General features: G+C 60.0%; 26 protein-coding genes. 14 read left to right on the forward strand and 12 right to left on the reverse strand.

Annotation, left to right across the window (positions count from 1 at the left end):
- Positions 1 to 19: 19 nt before the first annotated feature.
- Genes DFR46_RS06940 through DFR46_RS06955 form a run of 4 tightly spaced genes read left to right on the forward strand, consistent with a single transcriptional unit; the run spans position 20 to position 3,737 of the window.
- Positions 20 to 613: a TetR/AcrR family transcriptional regulator gene (locus DFR46_RS06940; protein WP_116235782.1), complete on the forward strand. Its 594-nt coding sequence runs from the start codon at positions 20 to 22 to the stop codon at positions 611 to 613.
- Positions 614 to 670: 57 nt separating this feature from the next.
- Positions 671 to 1,708, forward strand: a complete 1,038-nt coding sequence (gene obgE / locus DFR46_RS06945) for a GTPase ObgE (RefSeq protein ID WP_116235783.1) — start codon at positions 671 to 673, stop codon at positions 1,706 to 1,708.
- On the forward strand, positions 1,705 to 2,829 hold the full coding sequence (gene proB, locus DFR46_RS06950) for a glutamate 5-kinase (protein ID WP_116235784.1): 1,125 nt from the start codon (positions 1,705 to 1,707) through the stop codon (positions 2,827 to 2,829). Before obgE ends, proB begins: the two co-directional genes overlap by 4 nt.
- Positions 2,826 to 3,737, forward strand: a complete 912-nt coding sequence (locus DFR46_RS06955; protein ID WP_116235785.1) for an NAD-dependent epimerase/dehydratase family protein — start codon at positions 2,826 to 2,828, stop codon at positions 3,735 to 3,737. The genes proB and DFR46_RS06955 overlap by 4 nt, the downstream gene beginning before the upstream one ends.
- 20 nt (positions 3,738 to 3,757) lie before the next feature.
- Here the strand turns inward: DFR46_RS06955 and DFR46_RS06960 are convergent, their stop codons facing one another.
- Complete coding sequence (locus DFR46_RS06960; protein ID WP_162843416.1) at positions 3,758 to 5,449, reverse strand: TIR domain-containing protein; 1,692 nt, start codon at positions 5,447 to 5,449, stop codon at positions 3,758 to 3,760.
- Between the two features lie 138 nt (positions 5,450 to 5,587).
- Between DFR46_RS06960 and DFR46_RS06965 the strand changes: the two genes are divergently transcribed.
- The 3 genes from DFR46_RS06965 to DFR46_RS06975 all read left to right on the forward strand — a co-directional run bounded on the left by DFR46_RS06965 (position 5,588) and on the right by DFR46_RS06975 (position 9,135).
- Positions 5,588 to 5,830, forward strand: a complete 243-nt coding sequence (locus DFR46_RS06965) for an acyl carrier protein (protein WP_116235787.1) — start codon at positions 5,588 to 5,590, stop codon at positions 5,828 to 5,830.
- Entirely contained in the window at positions 5,827 to 7,080 is a 1,254-nt protein-coding gene (gene spt / locus DFR46_RS06970; RefSeq protein WP_116235788.1) for a serine palmitoyltransferase, read from the forward strand. Before DFR46_RS06965 ends, spt begins: the two co-directional genes overlap by 4 nt.
- A gap of 90 nt (positions 7,081 to 7,170) precedes the next feature.
- The gene (locus DFR46_RS06975; RefSeq protein ID WP_116235789.1) at positions 7,171 to 9,135 is read left to right on the forward strand and encodes an ATP-binding protein; all 1,965 of its coding nucleotides are present in this window, start codon (positions 7,171 to 7,173) and stop codon (positions 9,133 to 9,135) included.
- 20 nt (positions 9,136 to 9,155) lie between these two features.
- On the opposite strand, the gene DFR46_RS06980 is transcribed toward DFR46_RS06975, so the two are convergent.
- Genes DFR46_RS06980 through DFR46_RS06990 form a run of 3 tightly spaced genes read right to left on the reverse strand, consistent with a single transcriptional unit; the run spans position 9,156 to position 11,627 of the window.
- Positions 9,156 to 10,076, reverse strand: a complete 921-nt coding sequence (locus DFR46_RS06980; RefSeq protein ID WP_116235790.1) for a hypothetical protein — start codon at positions 10,074 to 10,076, stop codon at positions 9,156 to 9,158.
- A complete protein-coding gene (locus DFR46_RS06985; protein WP_116235791.1) occupies positions 10,073 to 11,047 on the reverse strand; it encodes a diacylglycerol/lipid kinase family protein in 975 nt (324 codons plus the stop codon). The genes DFR46_RS06980 and DFR46_RS06985 overlap by 4 nt, the downstream gene beginning before the upstream one ends.
- Before the next feature lie 4 nt (positions 11,048 to 11,051).
- Positions 11,052 to 11,627: a DUF2141 domain-containing protein gene (locus DFR46_RS06990; protein ID WP_245953727.1), complete on the reverse strand. Its 576-nt coding sequence runs from the start codon at positions 11,625 to 11,627 to the stop codon at positions 11,052 to 11,054.
- 76 nt (positions 11,628 to 11,703) lie between these two features.
- Between DFR46_RS06990 and lptF the strand changes: the two genes are divergently transcribed.
- The 5 genes from lptF to DFR46_RS07015 all read left to right on the forward strand — a co-directional run bounded on the left by lptF (position 11,704) and on the right by DFR46_RS07015 (position 17,625).
- Complete coding sequence (lptF, locus tag DFR46_RS06995) at positions 11,704 to 12,903, forward strand: LPS export ABC transporter permease LptF (RefSeq protein ID WP_116237206.1); 1,200 nt, start codon at positions 11,704 to 11,706, stop codon at positions 12,901 to 12,903.
- Between the two features lie 3 nt (positions 12,904 to 12,906).
- On the forward strand, positions 12,907 to 14,010 hold the full coding sequence (lptG, locus tag DFR46_RS07000; protein ID WP_281270017.1) for an LPS export ABC transporter permease LptG: 1,104 nt from the start codon (positions 12,907 to 12,909) through the stop codon (positions 14,008 to 14,010).
- Between the two features lie 67 nt (positions 14,011 to 14,077).
- Complete coding sequence (locus DFR46_RS07005) at positions 14,078 to 15,541, forward strand: lipopolysaccharide biosynthesis protein (RefSeq protein WP_116235793.1); 1,464 nt, start codon at positions 14,078 to 14,080, stop codon at positions 15,539 to 15,541.
- A 207-nt stretch (positions 15,542 to 15,748) separates the two neighbouring features.
- Positions 15,749 to 16,456 (forward strand): sterol desaturase family protein, encoded by a 708-nt coding sequence (locus DFR46_RS07010; RefSeq protein ID WP_116235794.1) that lies wholly within the window; start codon positions 15,749 to 15,751, stop codon positions 16,454 to 16,456.
- Positions 16,457 to 16,476: 20 nt separating this feature from the next.
- A complete protein-coding gene (locus tag DFR46_RS07015) occupies positions 16,477 to 17,625 on the forward strand; it encodes an N-acetyltransferase (protein WP_116237207.1) in 1,149 nt (382 codons plus the stop codon).
- A gap of 16 nt (positions 17,626 to 17,641) precedes the next feature.
- Here DFR46_RS07015 and xth read toward each other — a convergent pair whose 3' ends face one another.
- Entirely contained in the window at positions 17,642 to 18,415 is a 774-nt protein-coding gene (gene xth, locus DFR46_RS07020; RefSeq protein ID WP_116235795.1) for an exodeoxyribonuclease III, read from the reverse strand.
- Positions 18,416 to 18,467: 52 nt separating this feature from the next.
- Here xth and DFR46_RS07025 point away from each other — a divergent pair, with 52 nt between their 5' ends.
- The gene (locus DFR46_RS07025) at positions 18,468 to 18,965 is read left to right on the forward strand and encodes a GNAT family N-acetyltransferase (protein ID WP_116237208.1); all 498 of its coding nucleotides are present in this window, start codon (positions 18,468 to 18,470) and stop codon (positions 18,963 to 18,965) included.
- Here DFR46_RS07025 and erpA read toward each other — a convergent pair.
- From erpA to glnE, 5 genes are all read right to left on the reverse strand, one after another.
- Positions 18,962 to 19,297 (reverse strand): iron-sulfur cluster insertion protein ErpA, encoded by a 336-nt coding sequence (gene erpA, locus DFR46_RS07030; RefSeq protein WP_116237209.1) that lies wholly within the window; start codon positions 19,295 to 19,297, stop codon positions 18,962 to 18,964. The genes DFR46_RS07025 and erpA overlap by 4 nt on opposite strands.
- A 76-nt stretch (positions 19,298 to 19,373) precedes the next feature.
- A complete protein-coding gene (locus DFR46_RS07035; protein WP_342769829.1) occupies positions 19,374 to 19,841 on the reverse strand; it encodes a M23 family metallopeptidase in 468 nt (155 codons plus the stop codon).
- 324 nt (positions 19,842 to 20,165) lie between these two features.
- Complete coding sequence (locus DFR46_RS07040) at positions 20,166 to 20,963, reverse strand: ferritin-like domain-containing protein (protein WP_245953729.1); 798 nt, start codon at positions 20,961 to 20,963, stop codon at positions 20,166 to 20,168.
- 8 nt (positions 20,964 to 20,971) lie between these two features.
- On the reverse strand, positions 20,972 to 21,433 hold the full coding sequence (bcp, locus tag DFR46_RS07045) for a thioredoxin-dependent thiol peroxidase (protein ID WP_116235798.1): 462 nt from the start codon (positions 21,431 to 21,433) through the stop codon (positions 20,972 to 20,974).
- Complete coding sequence (gene glnE, locus DFR46_RS07050) at positions 21,430 to 24,144, reverse strand: bifunctional [glutamate--ammonia ligase]-adenylyl-L-tyrosine phosphorylase/[glutamate--ammonia-ligase] adenylyltransferase (protein ID WP_116235799.1); 2,715 nt, start codon at positions 24,142 to 24,144, stop codon at positions 21,430 to 21,432. The genes bcp and glnE overlap by 4 nt, the downstream gene beginning before the upstream one ends.
- A gap of 67 nt (positions 24,145 to 24,211) precedes the next feature.
- Between glnE and DFR46_RS07055 the strand changes: the two genes are divergently transcribed.
- Positions 24,212 to 24,397: a hypothetical protein gene (locus DFR46_RS07055; protein ID WP_116235800.1), complete on the forward strand. Its 186-nt coding sequence runs from the start codon at positions 24,212 to 24,214 to the stop codon at positions 24,395 to 24,397.
- A 9-nt stretch (positions 24,398 to 24,406) separates the two neighbouring features.
- On the opposite strand, the gene DFR46_RS07060 is transcribed toward DFR46_RS07055, so the two are convergent.
- Both DFR46_RS07060 and DFR46_RS07065 read right to left on the reverse strand, forming a co-directional pair.
- Complete coding sequence (locus tag DFR46_RS07060) at positions 24,407 to 25,054, reverse strand: sigma-70 family RNA polymerase sigma factor (protein WP_116235801.1); 648 nt, start codon at positions 25,052 to 25,054, stop codon at positions 24,407 to 24,409.
- A gap of 290 nt (positions 25,055 to 25,344) precedes the next feature.
- Positions 25,345 to 26,151 (reverse strand): response regulator, encoded by an 807-nt coding sequence (locus DFR46_RS07065; protein ID WP_116235802.1) that lies wholly within the window; start codon positions 26,149 to 26,151, stop codon positions 25,345 to 25,347.
- Between the last annotated feature and the right edge of the window lie 18 nt (positions 26,152 to 26,169).

The following is a 26,169-nucleotide window of genomic DNA, read 5'->3' on the forward strand; positions in this document are numbered from 1 at the left end:
CTGAAGGCTACTTACATCGATGTCAATAGTGAGAAAGCGCCTCACGCCAGAGCAGAGTAGAACGGCAGCATTGCAGGCGGCGCGCGAGATATTGATCGAAGCCGGACCACAGGCCGTAACCCTGAAGGCGGTGGCCGGGCGCATCGGGCGGACCCATGCCAATCTGCTGCACCATTTCGGATCGGCATCCGGCCTACAGCGCGAGCTGGCCCGGACGCTCGCGGAGAACGTTTGCACCTCAATCGGAGCCGTTGTGCTCAAGGCGCGCGCGGGAGAGAGCGAGCCACGCGAAATCGTCGACCTTACCTTCGACGCGTTCGACAAGGAGGGCGCTGGCGCCCTTGCAAGCTGGATGATTCTCACCGGCAATGAAGACGCTCTCAACCCGATCGTCGAAACGATACACAATCTGGTGGATCAACTCGGCGAAGGACATGACGATCTGCCGATGCACAAGGACACGCTCGGCCTGGTATTGTGGGCAATGGGCGATGCCCTGCTGGGCGGCGCCCTGGCCAAATCGCTCGGCCTGCCGCGCGAAACGGCGCGCGACATGGCAACCGAGCAACTGAGCGCATCCCGCGCATCCTACGGTTTCGCAAACGACCAATAATTCGAATCGCGTTCGCTAGCTCTAGCGGCAGGCAGTGCGAGTCCCTACACATAATCCATGCATTTTCTCGACCAGGCCAAAATTTATATTCAGTCCGGCGCGGGCGGCCCCGGAGCCGTCAGCTTCCGGCGCGAAAAATATGTCGAATATGGCGGCCCGGACGGCGGCAATGGCGGTAAGGGCGGCGATATCGTGTTCGAGGCGGTCGAAGGCCTCAACACGCTGATCGATTTTCGCTATTCCCAGCATTTCAAGGCGCCGCGCGGAAAAGGCGGTGCCGGCAGACAACAAACCGGCGCCGGCGGCAAGGACCTGGTGATCAAGGTTCCGGTAGGTACGCAAATCCTTTCCGAAGACAAGGAAGTCGTGCTCGCCGATTTTACGAAGGTCGGCCAACGCAAGGCCATGCTCGAAGGCGGCATTGGCGGCCGCGGGAACCTCTCATACAAAAGTTCGACCAATCGCGCGCCGCGCCAGCATCAGCCCGGCGAACCCGGCGAAGAGCTGTGGGTGTGGTTGCGGCTCAAGCTCATCGCCGATGCCGGATTGCTCGGCATGCCCAATGCCGGAAAATCAACCTTCCTCAATGCCGTATCCAACGCCAAGGCGAAGGTCGGTGCCTATCCGTTCACGACGATCCATCCCAAGCTCGGTGTTGTCCTGCACAAGGGCCAGGATTTCGTCATGGCCGACATTCCCGGCCTGATCGAGGGAGCGGCTGAGGGTGCTGGCATCGGAGACCGCTTTCTCGGCCATATCGAACGCTGCAGGGTGCTTTTGCATCTGATAGACGCGACCGTCGACGACCCGATTGCAGCCTGGAAAACAGTGCGAGAAGAACTGACCGGATATGGAGCCGGGCTTGCGGACAAACCGGAAATTCTGGCGCTCAACAAGGCCGACTTGCTCGATGAAGAGCTAATGGAGGCGCTTTGCGCCGAACTCGCCGAAGCAAGCGGATCCACGGTGTTGCCGCTCTCGGGCGCTACCGGTGCGGGACTGGAAACGGTTCTCGACCATGTCGTGAAGGAAATCGGCACATCTCCCGATACCAGTGAGCAATCCGAAGATCGCGAATGGACCCCGCTGTCATGAGTGCCGATATTTTCGATCCCGATAACTGCTCCTGTCTTGTCATCAAGATCGGCTCTGCCCTGCTTGTCGGCGAAGACGGTGCCGTTCGCCGGGAATGGCTGGCCGGGTTGGCAGACGACATTGCCGACCGGCATGCGCGGGGCCAGAAAATCATTGTCGTATCCTCCGGTTCGGTCGCCCTGGGTTCACATATTCTAGAGCTCGACAAGGCGGAGAGTCGGGGATTGGAAGATGCCCAGGCCGCCGCGGCAGTCGGGCAGATATCATTATCGCAGGCTTGGGCCGAACTCCTTGGCGCGCGCGATATGATGGCGGCACTCATCCTGGTTACCCTCGGCGATCTCGAAGACCGACGACGCTATCTTAACGCCTCGGCCACGCTGGACCGATTGCTCAGCCTCGGCGCCATTCCGGTCGTCAACGAGAATGATTCGGTAGCCACCGAGGCGATCCGCTTCGGCGATAATGACAGGCTCGCGGCTCGCGTGGGGCAGGCAGGGAGCGCCAAGGGCGTGATCCTTCTGTCCGACGTTGCCGGGCTGTACAATGCCAATCCAGACAAGGATGCCGGGGCGCAAATGATCCCCGAAATTTCGGATATCGACGACGATATCATGGCCATGGCCGATCGCGGATCCGGATCCGGCATGGGATCCGGAGGCATGGTGTCGAAACTGGAAGCGGCAAAAATCGCGACGAGTGCCGGAATTCCGCTCGCGATCGTTTCCGGCAAACGGTCCAATCCGCTCGGCAGCTATGCAAAAGACAATGTCGGCACGATCTTCAAGGCCCAGCCGCCAGCCTCGGCCCGCAAGGCCTGGCTTGCAGGCCGGCTGACTTCGCAGGGACAAATCGTCATCGATCTCGGTGCGGTGGAGGCATTGCGCGGCGGAGGCAGCCTGCTTTCCGCGGGCGCTGTGGCGATTTCGGGCATGTTCGAACGCGGCGATGTTGTCGATATCGCCGACAAGCACGGCAAGGTCATCGCCCGCGGTCTTGCGGAATATGACAGTGTATCGACTGCCAGGATTGTCGGTAAAAAGTCGGTCGAACTCGAAGAGATCCTTGGTTATGCGCCGCGATCGGCGATCGTCCACCGGGATCACATGGTTCTCTTTTGAGCGTCTATGCGGTCACTGGTGGCACCGGTTTCGTCGGCCGCCAATTGCTGTCGCTGGCGGTTGGCGCGGGCCATCGCGTACAGGCCCTGACCCGCACGGAGCGGCCTGCCTGCGACGATGTGGACTGGATTCCGGGCACATTGGGAGATCGCGAAAGTCTCCATGACCTGTCGCAAGACGCAGACGCCGTCATCCATATTGCGGGCGCAATCCGGGCGGCCGATCGCTCCGGTTTCGAGGCCCCCAACATCGCCGGCACGCAAAATATGGTCGATGCAGCGCGCAGGGCCGGGGTCAGCCGATTTATCCATATATCCTCGCTCACCGCCCGCGAACCCAATGTCTCCGACTATGGCTGGTCCAAGGCCGAGTCCGAAAAGATTGTGCGGGACTCCGGCCTCGACTGGACGATCATCCGTCCGCCGGCGGTCTATGGTCCAGGAGATCGCGAAACGCTCGAGCTGTTTGCCATGGCAAGGCGCGGCCTGGTGATCCTGCCGCCAAAAGGCCGGACGTCGCTGATTCATGTCGAGGACCTGTGCCGCCTCATCCTAGCGACGATCGCGTCGGACGCGACCATCGGCGCGTTCTACGAACCCGATGACGGGACGCGCAACGGCCTCTGCCATGTCGAATTCGCCCATGCGCTGGGCCGCGCCGTCGATCGATCGGTCAGGGCAGTATCGATGCCCGCGCCTCTCGTACGGCTCGGCGCGCGTTTGGACCGCCTGTTCCGAGGCGAAAACGCAAAGCTCACGCCCGACCGGGCCCGCTATTTCTGCCACTCAGACTGGGTTGCGAACCCCGCGCTCACGCCTCCGGCAGACATGTGGGTGCCCTCGATTCCGTATGAAGCCGGGCTTGCCGACACGGCCCGATGGTATCGCGAACAGGGTTGGCTGCGGTAGTCGAACGGCCCTCGCGGCCATCATGTTGGGGAGAGATTCGCCTGCATCAATATTCTCGTCGGACACCGGCCTGACTGGTAGGTAGCCGCAACGGCGTCAAGGACCGCTCCTGCATCGGGCCGGATTCCGGCGTCTTCCCAGTCGAAGAAAATGAGGTACGGGCCAGACTCGCATGGCGGGGGCGGCGGCGCACCGGCCTGGCGTTGCTGCACCCTGTCCGTTTGTGCGGACGTGTCCGGGCCGAAAGTGATTTCTATCCTCCGGGCTTGCTGATCCCTGACGCCGTCGGCGGTGGAGACGCCTGCAAGGCTCTCGGTAACTATCGAGGTGGATATGTCGCTTGCGGCCACGCCCCGCGCAACCAGATAGGAGCGCGCGCTCGAGAGCCTGTTTCGGGCCAGCGACATGGCCAGCCTTTGTCGCCGCTCGCCTTCCGTTTCCTGCGGCGCTTCTTCCACTGTCTCGACATTCTCTTCGCCAGCACTTTCTCCGTCTTCGCCCTCTTCCAGCGGCGCATCTTCTCCGTTGACGGCCAGCGCCATCTGTTCCTGAAATTCCTCATAGGCAGACCGTGCGCAGCCGGTGGTCTCGCATCTGTTTCGCTGCCGGATCATGGCGTTCTGGGCAATATCGAGCATCGTCCTCAATTGTTCGTCGGCACCCTCGCGCATTTCCCCGAATTGCTCTGCGGTTTGGCGGTCGAGCGCGCGAAGCTCTTCGCTATCGCAGACGATTTGCTCGCCCGGATCGCCGATCGCCTCGCAATCGATCGCGAAAGGCGTTTCATCCGTCGCCTCGCCGGCTGTTTCGGCTGCGACCTCCCGCGCGTCGTTTTGCGCGCCGGTGAACGGCCACAGAAATAGCAGCAATATAACCGCCAGCGCCGCTCCGACCGCAGCCCGTTGCCAAATTGTCGTCCGTTCCGCGATTTCGCGCGCGCGGGCCCAGAAAATATGTGCACGGCGATCGTCGCCATTTTTTCGATCTTCGAAGGGTTCGGAGTCCGCCGGCCGGCGGGGAGGCTCGGCAGGGATCGCCGCTCCGGTTGCGGTCCTTTGCGCGTGCACGTCCGCCGCAGTATCGCTCTCGGCCTCCTCTTCCTCCTGTACGGGGATGTCCGAACTGGCGCCCCCGGATTCGGCGCCGGGAATTTTCCGGCCGCCGGGCACACGGCCGCTGCCTTGCGGCATGGCCATATGCAACGCCTTGAGGCGGCCTTCGGCGACCGGCACCAATGGAACGTCTGCAAACCGATCAATCCATGACTGCCAGCGTCCGGCATCGGCCGATTGCTCGCAGCGGACGAAATCGCCGAGCCCTGGCCGCCCTACGAGGCCGCCGATCCTGTCGGTAACCCGCGCCCATTCCTCGCTGCCTCTGATCGAATCCGTTTCGAACAGGTCGACTGTCTGCACCGATGCAAATTCGAGCGGCAAGATACAGTCGTCGAGACGGACCGCGGCAAGCCGGTTGCCCTGTTTCCCGAGGCGCGCCTCCGCGCGAACCCAATCGCTTTCCTTGGCGCGACGGGACCACAGCACCAGAATCGCTTTGGCCCGTTGGACTTCGCGCTCAATCTCCCGATCGAAGGACGTGCCGGGATCGATATGCGCATCGAACCATACCGAGAGCCGCAGGTCGAGCAGCGCGTTATAGATGGCGATACAGCGGTTTCGTTCTTCGCGCTTATAGCTGATGAAGACATCGGTCATTATGGTTGGCCCCCCGCCCGAATCGGTTGCATACCATCGAACCGAGCCGAGTTCCAAAACGCCGCCGTCGTCATCGCTTTGCCGTTTTACCGCCGCATTCCCTTGGCAAGCCATTTTGATACATTTTAGGGATGCTTTATGACTGACCGCGCGACGACCTTCGCTTCCGTGGAAGCGTTGATAGAACCATTCAACGCCAAAGGTGTGGAGCTTGGAGAGAGCACGACCTTTGCTGGCGATCTGGAATGGGACAGCTTGACAGTAATGGACTTTGTGGCCTCGATTGAAGACGAGTTCGACATCGTCATCACCATGAACCAGCAAGCCGAAATCGAGACCGTTGGCCAACTTGTTGACGCCGTCGAGGAGTCGAAAGAATGACGGTAACGACCGAGCATGCAACCACCCCGGCAACCGAAGAGCCGAAAGCCGCGGATCTGTTTGCCAAATTCGCGCCCCTGATCCGGGAACGCGATACCCTGCTGGAAACCGGTGTACGTGATCCGTTCGCTATCGTCATGGACGAAGTCAAATCGCCAACCGAGGCGGTTATCGACGGCAAGGACACGATCCTGCTCGGTACCTACAATTATATGGGCATGACTTTCGACCCGGACGTGATCGCGGCAGGCAAGGAGGCGCTGGAGAAATTCGGTGCCGGCACAACCGGAAGCCGCGTCCTCAATGGCACGTATCAGGGCCATAAGGCGTGTGAGGAAGCGCTGGAGGAATTTTACGGGATGGACCATGCGATGGTCTTTTCCACCGGTTACCAAGCCAATCTCGGCATTGTTTCAACGCTGGCCGGCAAGGGCGATTATGTGATCCTCGATGCCGACAGCCACGCATCCATCTATGACGGCTGCTTTCTCGGCAACGCAGATATCGTGCGGTTCCGCCACAACAATCCCGAAAACCTCGAAAAACGCCTTGCCAAGCTCCCCCCAGAGGCGGGCAAGCTGGTCGTTCTTGAAGGCGTGTATTCCATGCTTGGCGACATCGCGCCGCTCGACATCATGGTACCCATCGCCAAGAAATATGGCGCGATGGTACTGGTCGACGAAGCGCATTCGATGGGCTTTTTCGGCGAACATGGCCGCGGCGTAGCTGAAGCTCAAGGCGTGATGGACCAGGTCGATTTCATCATCGGCACATTCTCGAAAAGCGTCGGCACTGTCGGCGGCTTCTGCGTCTCGAACCATCCGCAAACGGATTTCCTGCGGCTTGTCTGCCGCCCTTATACCTTCACGGCTTCGCTCCCGCCCTCGGTCGTGGCTACCGCGACAACGTCGATTCGCAAGCTGATGTATGCAGGGAATAAGCGTGCTCATCTGTGGGAAAACAGCAAAAGGCTCCATAAGGGGCTGCGGAATCTCGGCTTTACGCTCGCAACGGAAGAACCGGAAAGTGCGATTCTCGCCGTTCTGCTTCCCGATCAGGAAAAAGCGGTGCGCATGTGGCAGGCGCTGCTGGAACAGGGCCTGTATGTGAACATGGCGCGCCCACCGGCAACCCCGGCCGGCGTCTATCTGCTCAGATGCTCGCTATGCGCAGAACACACTGCCGAGCAGGTTGAACAGATTCTCGACATGTTCGAGGCGGCGGGCAAGGCCACGGGATCGATTTCGTAGCATTTCGCAGGCTCAACCGATCCTGATCGGAGGACGAATGCAACTGTCCTGCTATCCCGCACCGCCTGAACGCTGTATAGTCGCGGCGCTATGACAGAGGGATTGGAACGGACGAGCGGGTTCGATTCTTCCGGCAATGAAGTTTGGGGTAGCGGACTCGCCAGCGCGGCGGCGCTTGTGCTTGCAGTGCTGTTCGCGGCGCTCATCTATCTCGTCACCGAATCTAACAATGAGCGTGACGCCGCGGCGCGAAGCGAACGGCAGAGTTTCGAAATCATCATGACTGCGCGGAGCATCGAGCAGTCGATTGCGCGATCGGAAGCGGCGCTTGGCAGGTTCATTATCAACGGCGACGAAATTCCGGCGACACTGTATCGCAACGAATGGCGCGAAGCCGGTCGGCAGATTGAGCAACTCCAGCGTATTCTTCGCAGAAACCCGTCGCAAGCGGCGAGAGCGGAAGCGCTTGAAACGCTGTATATCGACTATGGAAGCGAGCTTGTCGTAGCCGCTCGCTTGGCGGCCACCGGAGAAAATTTCGATGCCCTTGCGCGATACAACAGCGTTGCGAACAGCCAGAATGGCGTGTCGGCGATCCGGACTCTCGAACAGATAACCGAACAGGAACGGGAATTGCTCAGCGAACGTTCGGCTGCCCGCATCGAAACCAACGATCGCGCCCGCCTGCTGGCGACATTGCTGACGGTAGCGGGGATTATCCTCGCCTTCGCGGCCCTGTTTCTCGCCTACACGACCGTCCAGGCGTTCCGCCAACGATCGCACGCCGATCAGCGTGCGGATGAACTGGAAGATGCGGTCGCCCGGCGCACCGCTGAGCTTGAGGCGCTGAACGCCCAGCTGCGCGCCGAGATGGCCGAACGCGCAGCGGCCGAAGAGAAACTGAACCAGGTCCAGAAACTGGAAGCCGTCGGTCAGCTGACAGGCGGAATCGCCCATGATTTCAACAATATGCTGGCGGTCGTCATCGGCGGTCTCGATCTGGCGAAGCGCAAGCTTCTCAAACAGCCGGACCGCGCCAATGCACATATCGAAAACGCGCTTGAGGGCGCCAATAGGGCGGCCGCCCTTACCCGGCGTCTGCTGACCTTCGCACGCGCCGAGCCTTTCCTGCCGGAAGGAACCGACGCCGCTGAACTGATTGCATCCATCACCGATCTCCTCCGCCGTTCGATCGGCGAACGGGTTTCCGTTTCCATCGTCGCCGATGACGAAGTTTGGCCGGTCTGGGTCGATCCCCACCAGCTGGAAAATGCCGTGCTGAACCTGGCCGTAAACGCGCGCGACGCGATGGATGGCAAAGGCGAGTTAACAATCGCAATCTGCAACCGGAAGCTCACAGACGGGGAAATCGGCCAGATCCCCTCTGGCGACTATCTGCAGATCGCCGTCACGGATACGGGGTGCGGGATGGATGCGGATGTGATCGACCATGTCTTCGAGCCCTTTTTCACGACCAAGCCGGTCGGCAAGGGCACGGGCCTTGGCCTAAGCCAGATATTCGGCTTTGTCCGTCAATCGGACGGCGATGTCGACATTGATTCAACCCCGGGCGAAGGCACGACCGTGTCGCTCTTCCTGCCACGCTTCAACGGCGACGTTACAGCCCGCAAACCCGCTTCATCCGGCAACGGATATGTCGGCGACGACAAAGCCAATGGTGCGTGCACCATAATCATGGTGGAAGACGATCAGCGTGTACGCAGGTCGACAGCCGCGAGCCTGAAAGAACTCGGCCATACCGTTCTTGCCTGCACCAACGGCCAGACAGCGATCGAAATCCTTGCCGAACGCCCTGATGTCGACTTGCTTCTCACCGATGTTGTGATGCCCGAAATGACCGGCCCGGAACTGGTTGCGAAGATCGCGAACAGCCACCCTGCCCTGCCGGTCCTGTACGTCACCGGATATGCCGGCGAAGCAGCGGATAGCGAGCAATTTTCCGGGCATGGGGTCCTGCGCAAACCGTTTACCATCGCCGCCCTTGCCGACGCTGTGGAAATGGCGACTTTGGACTCTTCGGAATCGGAAGGTTGAAGCAACTTGCCCGTTTGCGCCTAACGCACGGCTCCGCGCATAAGCAGCCGCGGCAGGAGAAATGCCGCCCCAAGCAGTGGCCAGCGCCTTTGCCAGGGCCTGACTGCGATCTGCGTACCCGCATGCCGATTGATCTTCCACGCCAGATAGTCGACCCCGCCCGCATAGGTCGCGCTCGCCTTTGCGAGCCGGACCAGGGTCAGTAATTTGCCTTCAGTCCGGCGGCGCACCCATGTCCATCGTGCGGCACGGCTCGGCTTGTGAATACCAAGCGGGAGCGGTTCATCCTCTTCGACTTCGACATCCATGCCCAGCGCCGCCAACGCAGGAGCGGTGAAGCGGAGGTAGCGATCAGGATCGAAATCGACGACCGAGGCGGCCCTGCCCTGCCGTTCGGCGCGCAGTTCCGCAGCGTAGGTCAGGGCGAAAGCCCGGCGCCACAGATCAAGCGCGCTGACATCGCCTTCCGCCATCGGCAGCGCGGCTTCCAGCAGCGCGGGAGCAGCCAGCGAGATTGCCGAGACAGCTCGTTCGGTAGCATCCATATCATGGCTCCATACGAGCCGGGCCGGTTGGGCAAAACGGGCCCAAACGGAAACATTGCGCGTCCGCGATGACGCCAACCGCGCAAAATCGCTCTCGCTCAATACCGCATATTTCGCCTGGAGCCCGTCATGCTGGACGGGAAAGACATTGGGAGGAATCAGCCGGTTGGCCATTGCCAGCCAACGCTTGCCGTATGCCGCTCGATAATCGGATACGATGACATAGAAATCGAGCATCTGGCCTTCGAGTTCGGTCGTTCGCAGGCAGGATCCATAGAAAAGGACCGCCCGAGCGGAATCGCCGAACAGTTCAGCCACATGTTCCGCAAAGGCAGCAACGCGCGCGTCCACCGGAGCAGAAAGCTCCTCGCGCACCAGATCCTGAAGGGGCGTCACGCGGCCAGGGAAAGAAACGGCACAGGCAGGGTCGGGGTCAGCACAATCGGATGTTCGGCCCGTGCCTCGAACAGTTCACCATCCAGAATGACGTTCGATCGGTCGCCTTCGATGCGGATTTCATTGCTGTGGCTGAGATGGACGCCGGAAAGCTGAGAACCCTCGAGCCGGCCGAAAAGGCTTGCCCATAGCGCGCGCAGCAAGGCGAGCGGTTTTTGTTCAACCATCATCAGCTTGAGCGGCCCCGATGTCGTCGACCCCAGATTGGTCTGGCTGTTGAGCAGCAGGCGTTCCAGCGTCGTCACCATCAACAGTGCGAACTTGCCCTGAATTTCGCCCTGGTGGATGAGGGTAACGCTAATCGGCCGTGTCTGTGGCGGCAGGAAACGAGCCTTGATCCTGAACAGGGCCGAAAACACGACGGCAATCGCCGTGATGACATGGCTAAATCCATTGGGCAGGCCGAGCGGGTAAATCTTGTGCCGACAATACAGGATCGAATCGGCAAGCCCCGCCCCGCCGAGGAACATGCCCAGAACAGGCCGGCCATTCGCGTTGCCGCCGGTCAGCGCGATCAGTTCCCGGCTCACGATATGATCGGTGAGATCCGACCGGGCGAGCTCCATAATCCGCTTCAGCGCCTCGATAGGATCGCCTTCGGCGCCGAGATCGAGGGCAATGAGATTGGTCTTGCCGTTGGGTAGCACGGCAACGGGCGGCGGCGTATCGGCAAAATGCTTGCCGTGATGCAGCTCGGTCAGCGTTGCCTGCACCGTCCCGTCGCCACCGTTGATCACCAGTATCTGGGGGTCGACCCTCGCAATGGTCTGCAGCGCATCGCCGATCTGGCTCACATCCTCCACCTCGTAGTGGAAAATGTCCGCCCGCTGCGCGCAAAATTTGCGAATGCGCGGCAACATGGCGACATTCCCCGTCGAGCGGGGGTTGGAGAGAAGGGCGACGCACACCATCGCGTTAGCTGATCGGTTCCACTGATGTGCCTTGCATATAATTCAGGACAACATTGATGCGCGTAACGCCACGACCGGCGCGAAATGAGACTTCGTCGAAATCCGGCTGGAGATTGAACGGGAAGGACAGATCCGGATTGCGGGAGAAACCGCCGCCGTCGCGCCGGTCGGAACTGTTGTTACCGTTCGAATCATGCCGGACGGCAATGCCGTAGGTTCCGGGGCCCGGCAGCGGCAGGCAGACGGTCATGTTGCGGCTGCGGGGCTGGGCGGGCACATCGACCCGGTGAAGCCATTGCCCACGCTCCAGCCAGCTGCTTTCACCGCCATAGGATTGGACGCGCACGCGCCCATTGGCATCGCGGAAGCCCACGACACGCACAAGTGCTGCCGTTCCGGTCGCACCGGCGCGGCATTGCGAAAGATCGTTGGCAACCCGCGTTCCCGCGTCGGCCGAAGTTGCGATTGCCGCCATGGACAGAGCCGCAGCCACCGGAATAATCTTGCTTACGAACATCAAATTGAACTCCAAGGATATCTGCCAGGCCCATTTGCCCAGATCAGGCATGGCAAAAGTCAAACTAATCCCCTATTTCTGTTGGATATCCCCAATGCTTGCGGCCAAATTATGGTCACGGAGCGTCTGAACTTTGCAAATTTTTACTGCCACCGATCGATATATGTTCCGGCTGATCGTCGTGCCGCTTGTCGCAACGCTGATTATCGCTGCGATGCTGCTCGTGCTCGACAAGATGTTGCGCCTGTTCGATTTCGTCGCGCGCGAGGGCGGGCCAGTGAACGTCGTGTGGCAGATGCTGGCGAATCTGGTGCCCGAGTATCTGTCTCTCGCCATTCCGGTTGGGCTGATGCTGGGCATCCTCTTTGCGTTTCGCAAGCTTGCCCTGTCCTCGGAACTCGACGTTTTTCGCGCCTGCGGGATCGGCTATCGCAGGCTGCTTTTCGTCCCCTATCTCTTCACGATCGGGTTCGTGATCCTGAATCTGCTGATCGTCAGCTATTTTCAGCCCATAGCGCGCTATTCCTACGAAAACCTGCAGTTCGAGCTGCGCTCCGGTGCCCTTGGGGCGTCGATCAGCGTCGGCGAGTTCAATAATCTCGGCAGCAATATGACGCTCCGGGTCGAGGAAAGCACGAACAACGGGCGCGACCTTTCCGGCATCTTCGTCCGTACGGTCTCCCCGCAAGGCCGCGAGCTCTCGGTTTCAGCCGACCATGGCACATTCATGGCGACGGATGAGGAAGACACCATCCTCCTGCGCCTCACCAACGGTCGGCTGATCCATAACCAGGCCGATTTCGAGAGCCCCCGCGTCCTCAGTTTTGAAAGCCATGACCTGCCGATCGACCTGCCAAGGATCGAACAATTCCGGGGCCGTGGCGGGGAACATCGCGAACTCACCTTGTTCGAACTGGCCGAAGTGGGAGGGGACGCCTCGGCGTCCGAAGAACTGCGTCTCGCCAGCCGGGCGAATTTTCACTACCGAATAGCCGAGGTCCTCATGATGTTCCTGCTGCCCCTGCTGGCGGTTGCGCTTGCGGTTCCACCCAAGCGATCGACATCGGCGCTTGGCGTGTTTCTGTCGGTTGTGATGATCACGACCTTTCACAAGATATGCCAATATGGTGAAGACGTCGCCGCGCTGGGCCGCGTCGATCCCCTCGTATCGCTCTGGCTGCCATTTCTCTTGTTCGCGGCCCTGATTGTCTGGATGTACTACCATATCGCCTATGTGCCCGGCGGGCAGCCGATCGGCGCCCTCGAAAAGGGTTTTTCAAAACTGGCGACGCTTGTCAGGCGATTGTTCCTGCGCCGGCGACGGCCCATCGGGAACTGATCCGTGAAAACTCCGCAGCTTCAATTCTTCCCGTCGCGAACCATCTCGCTCTACATGGCCAAGATGTTCCTGACCCGCACATTCGCGGTTCTGGGCGGCCTGGTCGTAATACTCATGACCTTGGATCTGCTTGGCGAGTCCGGCAAAATTCTGGCGCCGGAAGGCAATGGCGAGGCCGAACTCTGGTTCTATGTTTCACTGCGCGTCCCCCAGCTTATCGAGCGCTTTCTGCCCTTTTCCGCCTTGCTGGGAACCCTGATCGCGCTCGGATCGATGAACGCCAACAGCGAGATCATCTCGATGAAAGCGGCCGGAGCGTCCGCCCATCAGATTCTCGCGCCGCTGATCCTCACCAGTTTCATAGTCGGCGTCGGGCTGTTCATCTTCAACGAACGTGCGGTGGCACCGGCCTATGGTACGCTGACAGCTTGGGAGGCAGTCGATTATGGCCCCATTCCGAACGAGCGCGCCGGTGCGACCAATGTCTGGGTGCGGGACGGGAACGATCTCATCAATGCCCGAAGCGTTTCCGGACGAGGCGATACCACCCGGCTGGAAGGTGTTACGGTTTATGACCGGACGGGCGGCGTGATCGAATTCCTCGTCAGCGCCGAACGCGCAACCTATACAGGATCGGGTTGGCAGCTCGATAACCCTCGGCAATTCGATGTTTCCGCCGTCGAACAAACAAGCCCGGAATCGATTGTCATCGCCGAAGGCGTAACGCCGGATCAGTTCACGCTCGCCAATGTCGAAGCGCGTTCGCTGAATTTCTTCGAACTGCGCCAGGCGATCGCGGATCTCGAAGCGGCCGGGCGTTCTACCAGTTCGCTCGAAGCCGGGCTCTGGCACAAGATTTCCGGGCCGCTCTCCACACTATTGATGCCGCTGCTGGGTGCGGTTGCCGGTTTTGGTCTCGCGCGCTCGGGGCAGCTCTTCATCCGTGCTATCATCGGAATGGCGCTGGGCTTCACCTATTTCGTCGCCGACAATTTTGCCCTCGCAATGGGAAATATCGGCGCATACCCGCCATTGCTTGCGGCATGGGCTCCCTTCGTCCTGTTTCTGCTCATCGGCGAAGCCGTGCTGATTCGAACCGAGGAATAAGGCGATAACGCAAGGCCAGACCAACGGGACGACGGTCGATCGCGGCGATGTGGCCAAGGGTGCTGCGATGGCGGCAATGGCCCGGATGGGCGCACTGATCGAAGTCGTCGCACAGCCTATCTATACTTGGCTGTTCGGCATCGCGACCTATGGCCTTTACATAGTCTTCTGGTCTGCCGTGAACATGGCCGAGAAGGTTGTCGACCTGTCGCTGACCCAGGCCTTGCAACGGATTGTTCCGGTCGAAAATGAAGAATCCGCGCATGGCGCCGTAAAATTCGCGCTGCTGGTAACAGTGATCCCGGCCTTGCTCATCGCCGCACTCATAGCCTTTTTTTCGCCGCAGATCGCTGGCTGTATCTCTGCCGCACCAGAAGACGCCGCCCGGCTTCCGCAAATGATAGCCCTGTTCGCTTGGGCCCTGCCGCTCTGGACTTTTGTCGAAGTGGCGACATCGGCCGCCCGCGCGCGCCGCGCCTTCGGGCCGGAAATCCGCTTGCGGATATTCTGGGAACAATGTGCACGGCTCGTTTTTGCCATCGGCTTTTTCTTCGCCGGATGGACCAGTATCGGCCTGCTCCTCGCGCATCTCTTGTCGCTGTTTCTCGTGGCGATCCTCTCCCTGCGGTTGCTCGGCCGCTATTATGATCTGCGCCTGATGATGCGCGTGCCGGTTCCGGCGGCGCTGCGCCTCCATATCCTGCTCTCCGGCATAGCCTTGTCGCCAAGCGCCATTGCCCGCCGCATATTGAACGATCTCCCGCCGATCATCCTCAACCTGATCCTGCCCGGTGCCCAGGGCGCCACGGCTGCCGGGTTGTTCGGCATTGCCCGCAAGGTCGCATCGGTTCCGCTGATCGTACGGCAGGCCTTTCTCTATGTACTCGCCCCACTCAGTTCGGCACAGGCCGCGCTGGACCGCGCCAAGATAGCACCTCTTTATGCCTTTTCCTCCCGCCTTTCGGTTGCGCTTGTTATGCCGATCGGCGGTCTCCTGATCCTTCTCGGTTCCGACATATTGAGCCTGTTCGGCCCGGGCGCGGAAACCGCGATGGTCGCGCTTGTCATATTGACACTCGGGCGCATGGGCGAAGCGGTAATCGGGCCGGCAACGCCAATCGTCGAAATGACCGGCCACCGCCTGTTACCGCTGATCAACAGCATGATCGGAGTTTGTGTCTGGGCGGTTGTCAGCTGGATGTCGGTTGCCGAGCACGGGCCGGAAGGAATGGCGCTCGCCGTCAGCTGCGGGGCCGTAGCCATTGCCCTTGCCGCCGTGATTGAACTTCAATTGAGCGACGGCCTCCATCCGTTCGACTTCGCCTTTCTGCGCGGGCTGGTTGCCGGCAGCGTGGGCGTCGCATTACTAACTCTGTTCGGCATGGTTTTCGAGCCGCTGGGAGCTCCGGTTCGGGCCATTGCTCTGTTTGTCTTGATCGCCCCACTGTGCTGGGTGACATTGCGTCTTGGACTCGATCAGGGAGACCGCGAGGCGCTCGGCGCTTTCGCGCGGCGGACCGGCCTCATCTAACCGGTACGCCGAGTCGGTCTGTCCGGCACCAGAAGCGCTCGATTTTCGTCGCAAAGCTGCCTCATTGCCTGTTCATATGCGACTCAATAGAGCAGTCCGCAGCCCGGCTACGGACCCATAAAGGTCAATGAACAAAGGAAGTTAGACGTGAGAGCCTTAGCAACATCGCGGCCAGGAATCTGGAAGCGGTCACATTATCTGGACAAGATGACGCTAAAAGAACTCGTTGTCGCATATTTTCAGTATCCGGCGATCATCGCCTATCTGGTTCTCGCCGTCGTCTCCTTTGGCGTCTATGCATGGCAGCCTGTGCCCCTAGTCCAGACTGTGGCGAGCATCGTTTCGGCGATCGTCCTCTACCCGCTGGCCTGGTATATTCTCCACCGCTGGGTGCTGCACGGCCGCTGGATGTACAAGACCAAGGTCTTCGCATCGGTCTGGAAACGTATCCATTATGATCATCATCAGGATCCGAACCATCTCGAAGTGCTTTTCGGCGCGCTCTACACGACTCTGCCGACCATCATCCTGTTCCTCACCCCCGTGGGGTATCTGATTGGCGGTATTGGCGGCGCAGCTGCGGCTGTCGGCACCGGCCTGCTGATCACCTGTTTCTATGAGTTCTGCCACTGCATCCAGCATCTGAAGTACAAGCCCCGCAATCCGTGGCTTGCGAAGATGAAGGCGCGGCACATGGCCCATCATTTCCATGATGAGAACGGCAATTACGGCATCACCAGCTTCCTCTGGGACAAAGCGTTCGGCACATTCTACGAACGTCCGGACCGGAAGGAAAAAAGCCCGACGGTGTTCAACCTCGGTTACACGCCCGAGGAAGCGAAGCGCTATCCATGGGTCAGCGAGCTGTCGGGCGGGGTGGCCACCGGGCATCCGAGCCAGCGCACGCAGGGCTAGCCAGCCCCCGCCGCATGACCATGAAAATTGCTGTTCGTCCAGTCGCCGGCAAGGCAGACTTCAAAGCCTTTGTCGATTCGGCCTATCAGTTGAACGCCAATGACCCGCACTGGGTCCCGCCATTGCGCAGCGATGTCGCGGAGTTGCTTACACCGGGCAAAAACCCCTTTTATGAGCATGCCACCGTACAGCTGTTTGTCGCATGGCGCGGTGAACAGCCGGTGGGGCGAATCTCTGCACATATCGATCATCTCGCCCTGGAGCAGCCCCCGGAGCAGGGTATGGGGCCCGGCACCGGCAATTGGGGTCTGTTTGAGGCAGCGGATGAAGATGTAGCCGCCGCATTGATGCAAGCGGCTGAACAGTGGCTCCGCAAACAGGGCATGACCCGCGCACTGGGGCCTCTCAGCCTGTCGATCTGGGATGAGCCCGGGCTCCTGACCAAGGGTCATGATCACAGCCCGATGATCATGATGGGACATCACAACCCGGCCTATCAGCAATGGATCGAAGCGCTGGGCCATCAGGAAGCCAAGAAACTCCACACCTTTATCGTTCCGGTGAAGGGCGGTTTTCCGCCAATCATCGATCGGATTGTGAAATCCGGCATGAAGAATGGCCGTATTGTGATCCGGCCAATCGATATGAGCCGGTATGAGGAGGAAGCGGCAACGATCCTGTCGTTGCTCAACGAAGCCTGGAGCGCAAACTGGGGCTTTGTTCCTCTCACCGACAGCGAAGTGCAATATGTCAAAAAGAAGCTGAAACCCGCGATCATTCCAGAGGTTAACCTGATTGCGGAATATGACGGCGAGCCCGCTGCATTCATGCTGGCACTTCCCGATATCAATGAGGTCCTCAAGACCAGCGGCGGCTCTTTGCTGCCATTCAACTGGGCGAAGCTGCTTTACGGGCTCTGGAAGAAGCACTGGTCGGGCTATCGAGTGCCCCTCATGGGTGTCGCGCAAAAGCACCAGAACAGCCGGCTTGCGAGCCAGCTGGCTTTCATGATGATCGAAACGATCCGCGAACGCGGCGTCAACAATTATGGCGCGGACCGGGCTGAGGTCGGTTGGATCCTCGAAGACAATCAGGGCATGAACGCCATCGCCGATGCTATCAATGGCGAGATCAACCGAACCTATTCGATCTTCGAAAAGGCCCTGTAGCGCAGCCCAAAAAGGCTCATTCGGCGAGCATGATCCATACTGGCGTATGATCGGAGGCCTTTTCCCGGCCGCGATACTCCTTGTCCACGCCGGCATCGACGAGGCGGTCGGCGGCAACCGGGCTCAGCATCAGGTGATCGATCCTCAGCCCCGCATCGCGTTGCCAGGCCCCGGCCTGATAGTCCCAATAGGTCCAGATCTTGCCCGAAGGGAAGCGCGCCCGGAGCGCATCCGTCCAGCCCATCGCTCCCAGCCGCCGAAATGCAGCGCGGCTTTCCGGCTGGGTCAACGCGTCATCTTCCATCGCAGCCGGCGAATGGACATCATTGTCCGTGGGAATGACGTTATAATCTCCAGCGAGTATTACCGGCCGCTCAAGCGCATACAGTTCCTCAGCGCGCGCCAGCAACCGCTCCATCCAAGCCAGTTTGTAATCGAATTTCGGTCCCGGCTGCGGATTGCCGTTGGGCAGGTAGATGGACGCGACGATGACATCGCCGATCTCCGCCTCGATATACCGGCTCTGTACATCCTCCGGATCTCCGGGAAGGCCGCGCTGATATTCCCGCGGATCGCCGCCCGGCGTGAGAATCGCAACGCCGTTGAAACCCTTCTGCCCCATCCAGACGCCGCCATAGCCGGCTTCCTCTATCGCCTTGATCGGCAGACGGTCGCCATCGCCTTTCAGTTCCTGCAAACAAACCACATCAGGTTTCTGTTCATCCAGCCATTCGATGAGCCTGGGCAAGCGGGCGTTGATACCGTTTACATTGTAGGTCGCAATTTTCATGGCGAACACTTATGCCTTGTCGAAACACGAACAGCCAGTGGGAAGGCAGAATATGGCGATCAGACCTGCCGAGCATGCGGACATCAGAGAGCTTGCAGCAATTGAACTATCGGCAAGCGAGCTGTTTCGCGGCACCGTTATGGAATTCGCCATGGACGATCCGCCATTGGACCGCGCCACGCTGGAGCGCGCATTGTTGTGCAGCACCCTCTGGGTTGCCGAGCATGAGGGCGAATGCGCGGGTTTTCTGTGCGCTACCCCGCTCGAAAGGCTGCTCTATATCGATGAACTGGCAGTGGCGTCTGAATATCAGGGGCACGGCCTGGGCCGGGCGTTGATGGAAACGGGCATCAAGGAGGCGCGCGGGCGGTTCGACCGCATAGCGCTGACGACAGACCGGGAGTTGGCCTGGAACGGGCCCTTTTATGCGCGGCTCGGTTTTGAGGAATGGCCCAGTCCACCAGCGGCCATCACAGCCGAGCTGGAAGAGGAAATCGCACATGGGTTCGATGCTGGCCGCCGCTGCGCCATGCAGCTCGGTTTAAGCTAGACCGAGAAACTGGTCCCACAGCCGCAGCCCGACTGGGCATTGGGATTGTTGACCTGGAACGCCGCCCCACCGAGATTTTCAACAAAATCGACCGAACTGCCGCGCACGAGATCAAGGCTGATCGTATCGACAACCAGCTGCACGCCATCGCGTTCAGTGAGGACATCGTCATCCGTCACGCCGTCGGCAAGCTCGAAACGATACTGGAAACCGGCGCACCCGCCACCGTCCACAGCCAACCGCAATATTGCCGGCTTGCCCTGGCGATCCGCAATAGCAGCCACGCGCGCTGCGGCAGACGAGGTCAAATCAATGGTGGGAGCGTCTGTCATGTCCCCAAAATAGGGAAAGGGGCCGCCCACGACAAGCAGGCAACCCCTTTTTCTCTATTCCCGGAACAGGAGAGCGTTACTGGCCGGCACCAACGGCGACCGGACCATCTGCCGGGCTGCTCGTCGCGGGCAATGAAGCAAGATAGTCGCCGGATGTCAGGAAAGGCACGGGATTGACCGGGCGCCCGGAGATACGCACTTCATAATGCAGATGGCTGCCAGTCGAGCGACCCGTCGATCCCATCCGACCGATCAGTTGTCCGCGCGTGACGCGTGCGCCTGGCTGGACCAGAATTGCCGACATATGGCCGTAGCGAGTCTGGATCTCGCCGCCATGATTGATTTCCACATATTTGCCGTAACCGCCAACCCATTGTGCACGGCCAACAATGCCATCTGCGGTTGCATATATCGGCGTACCGATCGGGCCGGCCATATCGAGACCGTTGTGCATCCGGCGACCCCGGCGGAACGGATCGCTCCGCGTGCCATAGCTACTCGTCAGGCGATAGCCTTCGACAGGCTGTAGCGACGGAATAGCCATCACACCGCGGCGTTGGCGCTCATCCTGCCGCCAGCTTGCGAATAATGCCCGAACGTCGGAACTTTCGACGCTGGCAGATGTTGTAGTCTGAGCAGAAGCCGGTGCTGAAACGGCACAGACGGCCAGAACAGCGGCGAAAGCAAAAGCAGGAACTGAAACACAGCGTCCGGCGAATGCGAAAAATCGTGAAATCATAATGGTTTTGCGACCCGTTACTAGCGGTCTGCAGCGCCATCCGACGCGCAAACCAGAAAAATTGCTCATCCCGGAGACGGTATTGTGCCTCCCCGCTTCCGGTGTGAGGCGACATTGTTAACGAAGTGTCTAACTGGCAAGCGACATATAGAAATCCCGGGTCAAACCGGCTTGTCGGCGCGCTGAATCGTTGAATGGCGGCTTTAGCTGTCCGGCAAAATAGCGTGAAACCAACCTTTTCCACTGTTGCTGCGGCGCAACATCGAGCGTTTCACAGCATGATTCAAACCATTTGACGCCGAATCCGACATGCCGGATTTCGTCATCCATGATCCGCGCCAATATGTCCGCCGACGCCCCGTCCCCGGCCTGAGCGAACCGTTCTATCATCGCAGGGGTCACATCCAGCCCGCGCGCCTCCAGCACCATCGGTATGATAGCCAGCCGGGCGGAAGCGTCATGCGCCGTCGTTTCGGACGCTTCCCACAGGCCGTCATGGGCCGGAAGCACGCCATATCCCGACCCGAGCGCTTTGAGACGGCGGTCAAGCAACGCGAAGTGCATCGCTTCTTCCGCGCCGACACGCATCCAGTCATCCACAAAGGTTGCCGGAAATTCGGCGCCGAAACGGCCAATCATGTCGAATGCCAGGTCGATCGCGACAAATTCGATATGCGCGATTGCATGGAGCATCGCGATACGCCCGCGCTCCGATCCTCCCTTTCCGCGGCGGGGCATCTTCGCGGGCGGAAGCAGTTCGGGCCGGGGCGGGCGAGCGGGCCTGTCCGGCATCGGTTCGTCGAACAGATGGGCCAGATGCCCGCGCCGCCAAGCCCTTGCCGTCGATCGCGCCGCAAATATCTTCGCTTTGGGGTCCGCCGTCCTCAGAACGCCGGCCACGGCCGAAGCGAGGCTGGGTTGCGTCACAGGAGCCGTCAGAGCGCCTTGACCTCTTCGAGCACGGCTTCGGCATGCCCGGCGACCTTGACCTTGGGCCAGACGCGGGCGACCTTGCCGTCGCTGTCGATCAGAAAGGTTGCGCGCTGGATTCCCATATATTTCCGGCCATACATATTCTTCTCGACCCAGACGCCGAAACTCTCCGTCACCGAACCATCTGCATCGGTCGCGAGAGTGATTTTGAGGTCATGTTTGGCGGCAAATTTCACATGTTTCGCCGGCGGGTCCTTCGAAACGCCAATTATGGTCGCGCCGGCCTGTGCGAATTCGTCTGCAAGATCGGTAAAGGCGATAGCTTCCTTGGTGCAGCCCGGCGTATCGTCCTTGGGATAGAAATAAAGTATCACGGGCTTGCCGCGATAGGCACTCAGTTTTGCTTCGCTCTCATCCGACAGCTGCAATTTCACACCCGGTGCCATCTGGCCTTCTTCAATCACTCATGATCTCCCTGTTGCTGAATCATGGCAAGCCTGTGCCATTCCGTGGTCACGCATTGCCTTGCCCGGGCATAGTCCGCAAGCAGCGCGTCCCAGTCCGCCATGCCGCATCGCCGGGCAACAAGTTCCCGGCTCGCCTTGTCGATGTTTTTCGAGGTTGGAGCGACCAGCCGCAACGTCACGAGCATCCGCGTGAGAAGATCGTGCGCCGCACCCAATCCGGCATCGAGCGAACCCGCAGCAACAAGCTCAGCGATGGCTTTGGAAAGCTGAGGATGAAGTCCGGCATGATCGCGCAGCTGGATCAGGTGAACGCAGAATTCGAGATCGACGAGTCCGCCTTCGATAAGCTTCACGTCGAACGGCCCCGCCGCGGGTTTGTGATCGGCGATCCCTTCTCGCATCTTGCGGATATCGGCGATCAGAGGCCCGGTTTCCCGCTCCCGGCGCAGGATCGCAGCTATCATCCCCCTCAAAGCAACCTGCGCGCCTTGCGACCCATAGACGGGCCGTGCACGCGCCAGGGCCATATGTTCCCATGTCCAAGCATTGTCGCGATGATAGGCTTCGAAACTGTCGAAGGAGACAGCCAGCAACCCCTGCGCCCCCGACGGCCGCAACCGGGTGTCGATCTCATATAAGGGCCCAGCGGCCGTCGGCACGCTGAGCGCGGCCGTAACCCGCTGCGCCAGCCGCTGGAAATAGCTGGTCGCACCCAGCGGCCGCTCTCCATCGGATCGCGCTGAATGATCTCCGGTAAACAGATAAACCAGATCGAGATCGGAAGCATGAGTCAGCGCCTCCCCGCCCAATCGGCCAAGCGCCAGTATCACGAGCTCGCAGCCGTCGATCCGGCCATGCACGGTTTCAAACTCGGCAACTGCCGCATCGGCGAGTATTCTGAGCGCGGCTTCGGCAACGCGCGAATAGCCGGCGGCAACGTCGAGCGGGTCGCTTCGCCCTTCGATCAGCTGCACACCCAGCGCAAAACGCTCCTCGCCTACCAACCGCCGCATATTGTCGAGACGCCGTTGATAATCCGCCGAAGCGCTGCGACTTTCCAGCAGCTCGGTCAATTCGTCCAGGGGCTCGGGCGAATCAAGCGCCGTCGCATCGATCAGGCCATCGAACAGCTCCGCATGACGCGCGAGTTCGTCGGCAAGCGCCGGCGCGTGGCTGAGCACCGCAACCAGCATATGCGACAATCCCGGACGGGCTTCGAGGAGGCGGAACAGGTTTACGGCGCTGGGCATGCGATCGAGCAGCACATCGAACCGGTTGATCACGCCGGTCGGGTCCGGCGATTTGCCCATTTCGGAAATAAGGGACGGCAATACCGCCTCCAGCGCCTCGCGCGCCACCGAGGATTGGGTCGAACGCAGCCGCCCCGCGCGCCATCCATCGATCCGGTGCCGCGCGTCCCGGGGCTCTGCGAAACCCTGTTGCTTCAATGCATGTTCGAGACGGCCCTGATCGCCAGGCAACCTCTCCTGCCGTTCGTCGTCCAGCTGATCGTAGAGCGTACCGACATAATCCACCGGCCCTGACAACGTTTCGAGCAAAGTCGCGCCATCCGCCATGGCGTGGAGCCGCGCGATCTGGTCCAGGGCCGCCTGATCGGTGGGCAGGCTATGCGTTTGCTGATCCTCGATCATCTGCAAGCGATGCTCGATCGTCCGAAACAGGCGATAGGCATCCGCCAACTGCATACTGTCTTCCGCCGCAATCTGGCCGGCCTCTCCCAGCACTGAAAGAGCATCGAGCGTGGCAGGCGCGCGCAACTCCGGCTCACGCCCGCCGTGGATGAGCTGATGGATCTGGGCATAGAATTCGATCTCGCGAATGCCTCCCCGCCCCCGTTTGAGATCGAAGCCCGGGCCAAACTTCTGGCCTTGTGCATAATGGTCCCGAATACGATGGGACATGGCCCGGATCGCACGGATCGCCCCGAAATCCAGCGATCGCCGCCAGACGAAGGGCTGGATGGCATCAAGGAAGCCCTGCCCTAACGCGATATCCCCGGCAGCTGCGCGCCCCCGAATGAAAACGGCACGCTCCCAGGGCTCGGCGCTGGTTTCATAATGCGCAATCGCAGCACCGATCGTCAGCACGATGGGCGTTACCTCCGGCGATGGCCTGAGCCGCAGATCAACCCGGAATACATATCCGTCGCCCGTGCGCTGGTTCAGGATCTCGGCGACCCGCCGTCCGATCCGGACGGCGGCCTGCTGCGCCTCCTCTTTCGGCCTGCGCGGCATGGTTTCGGGATCGAAGAGAAACAGCAGGTCGATATCCGAGGAATAGTTCAATTCGCGGCTGCCATGCTTGCCCAGTGCGATGACCGCGAAACCGGCAGGCACCTCTCCCGGCATGCGCTCGTCAAAAGCGGCTGCAATCGCCGCGTCCAATGCATAATCGGCGAAATCGGAGAGCAATCCGACGGTATCCTCAAGCGTGAACTGGCCCGACAAGTCCCCGATTGCGGCGTACAGCGCCAACGTCTGCCGGTTGCGGCGAAGTTGCTGCATCGGATTGCCCTGCACCGGCTCCAGGCGCTGTAAAAAGTCACTGGACCGCTCTGAAAAATCGCCTGTTTCAAGCTCTGCAACAAATTCGGGATTGGCTTCGATCAGGCGATTGAGAAACGGGGCATGGGCCCGGGCGCGACCAAGTGCATCAACGATCCGGTTTTTTGCGGAAATGTTCAGCATGATGTTTGGGGCAACCCCATATTTTGAGCGCTAGGAAACTATTTCGCGCCTCTTACGTTGTTGGAGCATGAGCGACAATTCGCCTCGTCCTCAATCAGGTTCGCGCAATCACGCCGATAGCCGGGCCCGTCTCGATTTTCGGCCGAATGAAGCGGGTTTGATCGGCAATTGCCTGCGCAGGGCGTTTGAAGATGACGATCTGGAAGTAAAGCGGGGCGACAGGATAGACGAACTGCTCAACTTGCTGAAATAGGCCAACAACTCAGCGACTGCTGAGATCGTCCACTTCATTCATGATTTCCTGGATCGCCGTCTTCTCATTGTCGCTTTCCTGCGTTTGCCGCGGCGCAAGCTTCCCGTCTTCCATGATTTCCTCAAGCGCGGTCCGGCCGCGCGCAACGCGGCTTTTGATTGTGCCGACAGCGCATCCGCAAATTTCGGCAGCCTCTTCATAGGCAAAACCGCCGGCCCCAACCAGAATCAGCGCCTCGCGCTGCGTCTCGGGCAATTCCATCAACGCTCTCTGCAAATCGCCCAATTCGACGTGACGATCCTGGCTAGCCGGTGCGGCGAGCAGTTTGTCGGCGGCAAGATCGTCCCACTCCCCGGTGAACTTTGATCGGCGCATCTGCGAGAGAAACAGGTTGCGAAGGATGATGAAGGTCCATGCACGCATGTTGGTGCCGGCCTGGAACCGGCTGCGGGCCGACCAGGCCTTGAGCAATGTTTCCTGGACAAGATCGTCGGCCGTGTCCCGATTCCCCGACAATGACCGGCCGAAAGCCCTGAGATGCGGGATGACCTCGGCGAGCTGATCTTTGAAATCGGAATCGCTGAGCGGTTCGGATTCCGCTGCCGCATCATTTGAACTGTCCGCCTTTGAAATTGCAGTACCCCCCGGTAAACTCATTTACTGAACGTATAATTTCACAATTAAATCAATATCTTACGTGATATTCGATATTTTCTGCATGCGCATACACGGATCGCGCCGAAATTACCATGCCCAAAACAAAATTCCGAATACCGCAACGATGAGCGCAAGCGAAACGACCAGAACTGTCCGGGTCATTTTCGGGGTCGTTCCGGCACGCGCGTCATTCTTGGACAAATGGGGTCGGCTATCAGGCATTTGTATCCTTTTCGTCCCATCTCGGCGTTGTGTAGCATCAATCAAATCAACTGATACGGATAACGGATTTAGGCAGGCACAGTTGTTTTGTTGAAGAACAGCGCCTGGGCGATAGCAGTCTTCACCGTCGCATTCTGAAACGGCTTGGTTATCAGAAACGCCGGTTCCGGGCGCTCGCCGGTAAGCAAGCGCTCGGGAAAAGCGGTAATGAATATGACGGGAACGTCGATTTTCGCCAATATGTCCTGGACGGCGTCAATACCCGAACTGTCATCGGCAAGCTGGATGTCAGCGAGAACCAGTCCCGGCGTGCGGTTCGCCGCGTCCGCAACGGCTTCGTCCCGCGTCACCGCGATACCCGTTACCGAATGGCCAAGATCCCGAACAATGGATTCCAGATCCATCGCGATGATCGGCTCATCCTCAATAATTAGAACCTCGGTTTTCAACTGCGCTTCGATCTCGGCGCGCGCCTCCGCGATCAGCGATTCGACATCGCTTTCCGCGCGACCGAGAAGATAGGCGGTTTCCGAATTCGAGAAACCCTCGACCTCGATCAACAACAGCGCCTGTCGTGAAACTTTGTCGATCATGGCAAGCCGCGCATTGGCGATCGCTTCGCTCTTATGATCGCCTTCCGCCAGCTGCGCGACCGCATGCTCCGCATCTTTGGTCGATGCCCAGATCTCCAGAAAGGCCCGGTACAGACCAAGTCGCGGATCGACATCTTCGGGAAATGCGCCGGGTTCGGCGACAATCGATTCCAACGTTCGCCTGACGAACACATCGCCCTGTTTCTGATCGCCGGTCAAAGCACGTGAGAAACGCCTCAAGAGAGAAAGATGTGGCGCAAGCTGCTCACCCAATGACGCCATTCGCGATTCCTCCGTTGC

The organism is Parasphingopyxis lamellibrachiae (genome assembly GCF_003385775.1).
Lineage (GTDB): Bacteria > Pseudomonadota > Alphaproteobacteria > Sphingomonadales > Sphingomonadaceae > Parasphingopyxis > Parasphingopyxis lamellibrachiae.

Coding starts and splice junctions, on each gene's coding strand:
- DFR46_RS06940 (WP_116235782.1), top strand. CDS start 20: ATGTCAATAGTGAGAAAGCGCCTCACGCCAGAGCAGAGTAGAACGGCA.
- obgE (WP_116235783.1), top strand. CDS start 671: ATGCATTTTCTCGACCAGGCCAAAATTTATATTCAGTCCGGCGCGGGC.
- proB (WP_116235784.1), top strand. CDS start 1,705: ATGAGTGCCGATATTTTCGATCCCGATAACTGCTCCTGTCTTGTCATC.
- DFR46_RS06960 (WP_162843416.1), bottom strand. CDS start 5,449: ATGACCGATGTCTTCATCAGCTATAAGCGCGAAGAACGAAACCGCTGT.
- DFR46_RS06965 (WP_116235787.1), top strand. CDS start 5,588: ATGACTGACCGCGCGACGACCTTCGCTTCCGTGGAAGCGTTGATAGAA.
- spt (WP_116235788.1), top strand. CDS start 5,827: ATGACGGTAACGACCGAGCATGCAACCACCCCGGCAACCGAAGAGCCG.
- DFR46_RS06975 (WP_116235789.1), top strand. CDS start 7,171: ATGACAGAGGGATTGGAACGGACGAGCGGGTTCGATTCTTCCGGCAAT.
- DFR46_RS06985 (WP_116235791.1), bottom strand. CDS start 11,047: ATGGTGTGCGTCGCCCTTCTCTCCAACCCCCGCTCGACGGGGAATGTC.
- DFR46_RS07005 (WP_116235793.1), top strand. CDS start 14,078: ATGGCGGCAATGGCCCGGATGGGCGCACTGATCGAAGTCGTCGCACAG.
- DFR46_RS07010 (WP_116235794.1), top strand. CDS start 15,749: ATGACGCTAAAAGAACTCGTTGTCGCATATTTTCAGTATCCGGCGATC.
- DFR46_RS07015 (WP_116237207.1), top strand. CDS start 16,477: ATGAAAATTGCTGTTCGTCCAGTCGCCGGCAAGGCAGACTTCAAAGCC.
- xth (WP_116235795.1), bottom strand. CDS start 18,415: ATGAAAATTGCGACCTACAATGTAAACGGTATCAACGCCCGCTTGCCC.
- DFR46_RS07025 (WP_116237208.1), top strand. CDS start 18,468: ATGGCGATCAGACCTGCCGAGCATGCGGACATCAGAGAGCTTGCAGCA.
- erpA (WP_116237209.1), bottom strand. CDS start 19,297: ATGACAGACGCTCCCACCATTGATTTGACCTCGTCTGCCGCAGCGCGC.
- DFR46_RS07035 (WP_342769829.1), bottom strand. CDS start 19,841: ATGGCTATTCCGTCGCTACAGCCTGTCGAAGGCTATCGCCTGACGAGT.
- glnE (WP_116235799.1), bottom strand. CDS start 24,144: ATGCTGAACATTTCCGCAAAAAACCGGATCGTTGATGCACTTGGTCGC.
- DFR46_RS07055 (WP_116235800.1), top strand. CDS start 24,212: ATGAGCGACAATTCGCCTCGTCCTCAATCAGGTTCGCGCAATCACGCC.
- DFR46_RS07060 (WP_116235801.1), bottom strand. CDS start 25,054: ATGAGTTTACCGGGGGGTACTGCAATTTCAAAGGCGGACAGTTCAAAT.
- DFR46_RS07065 (WP_116235802.1), bottom strand. CDS start 26,151: ATGGCGTCATTGGGTGAGCAGCTTGCGCCACATCTTTCTCTCTTGAGG.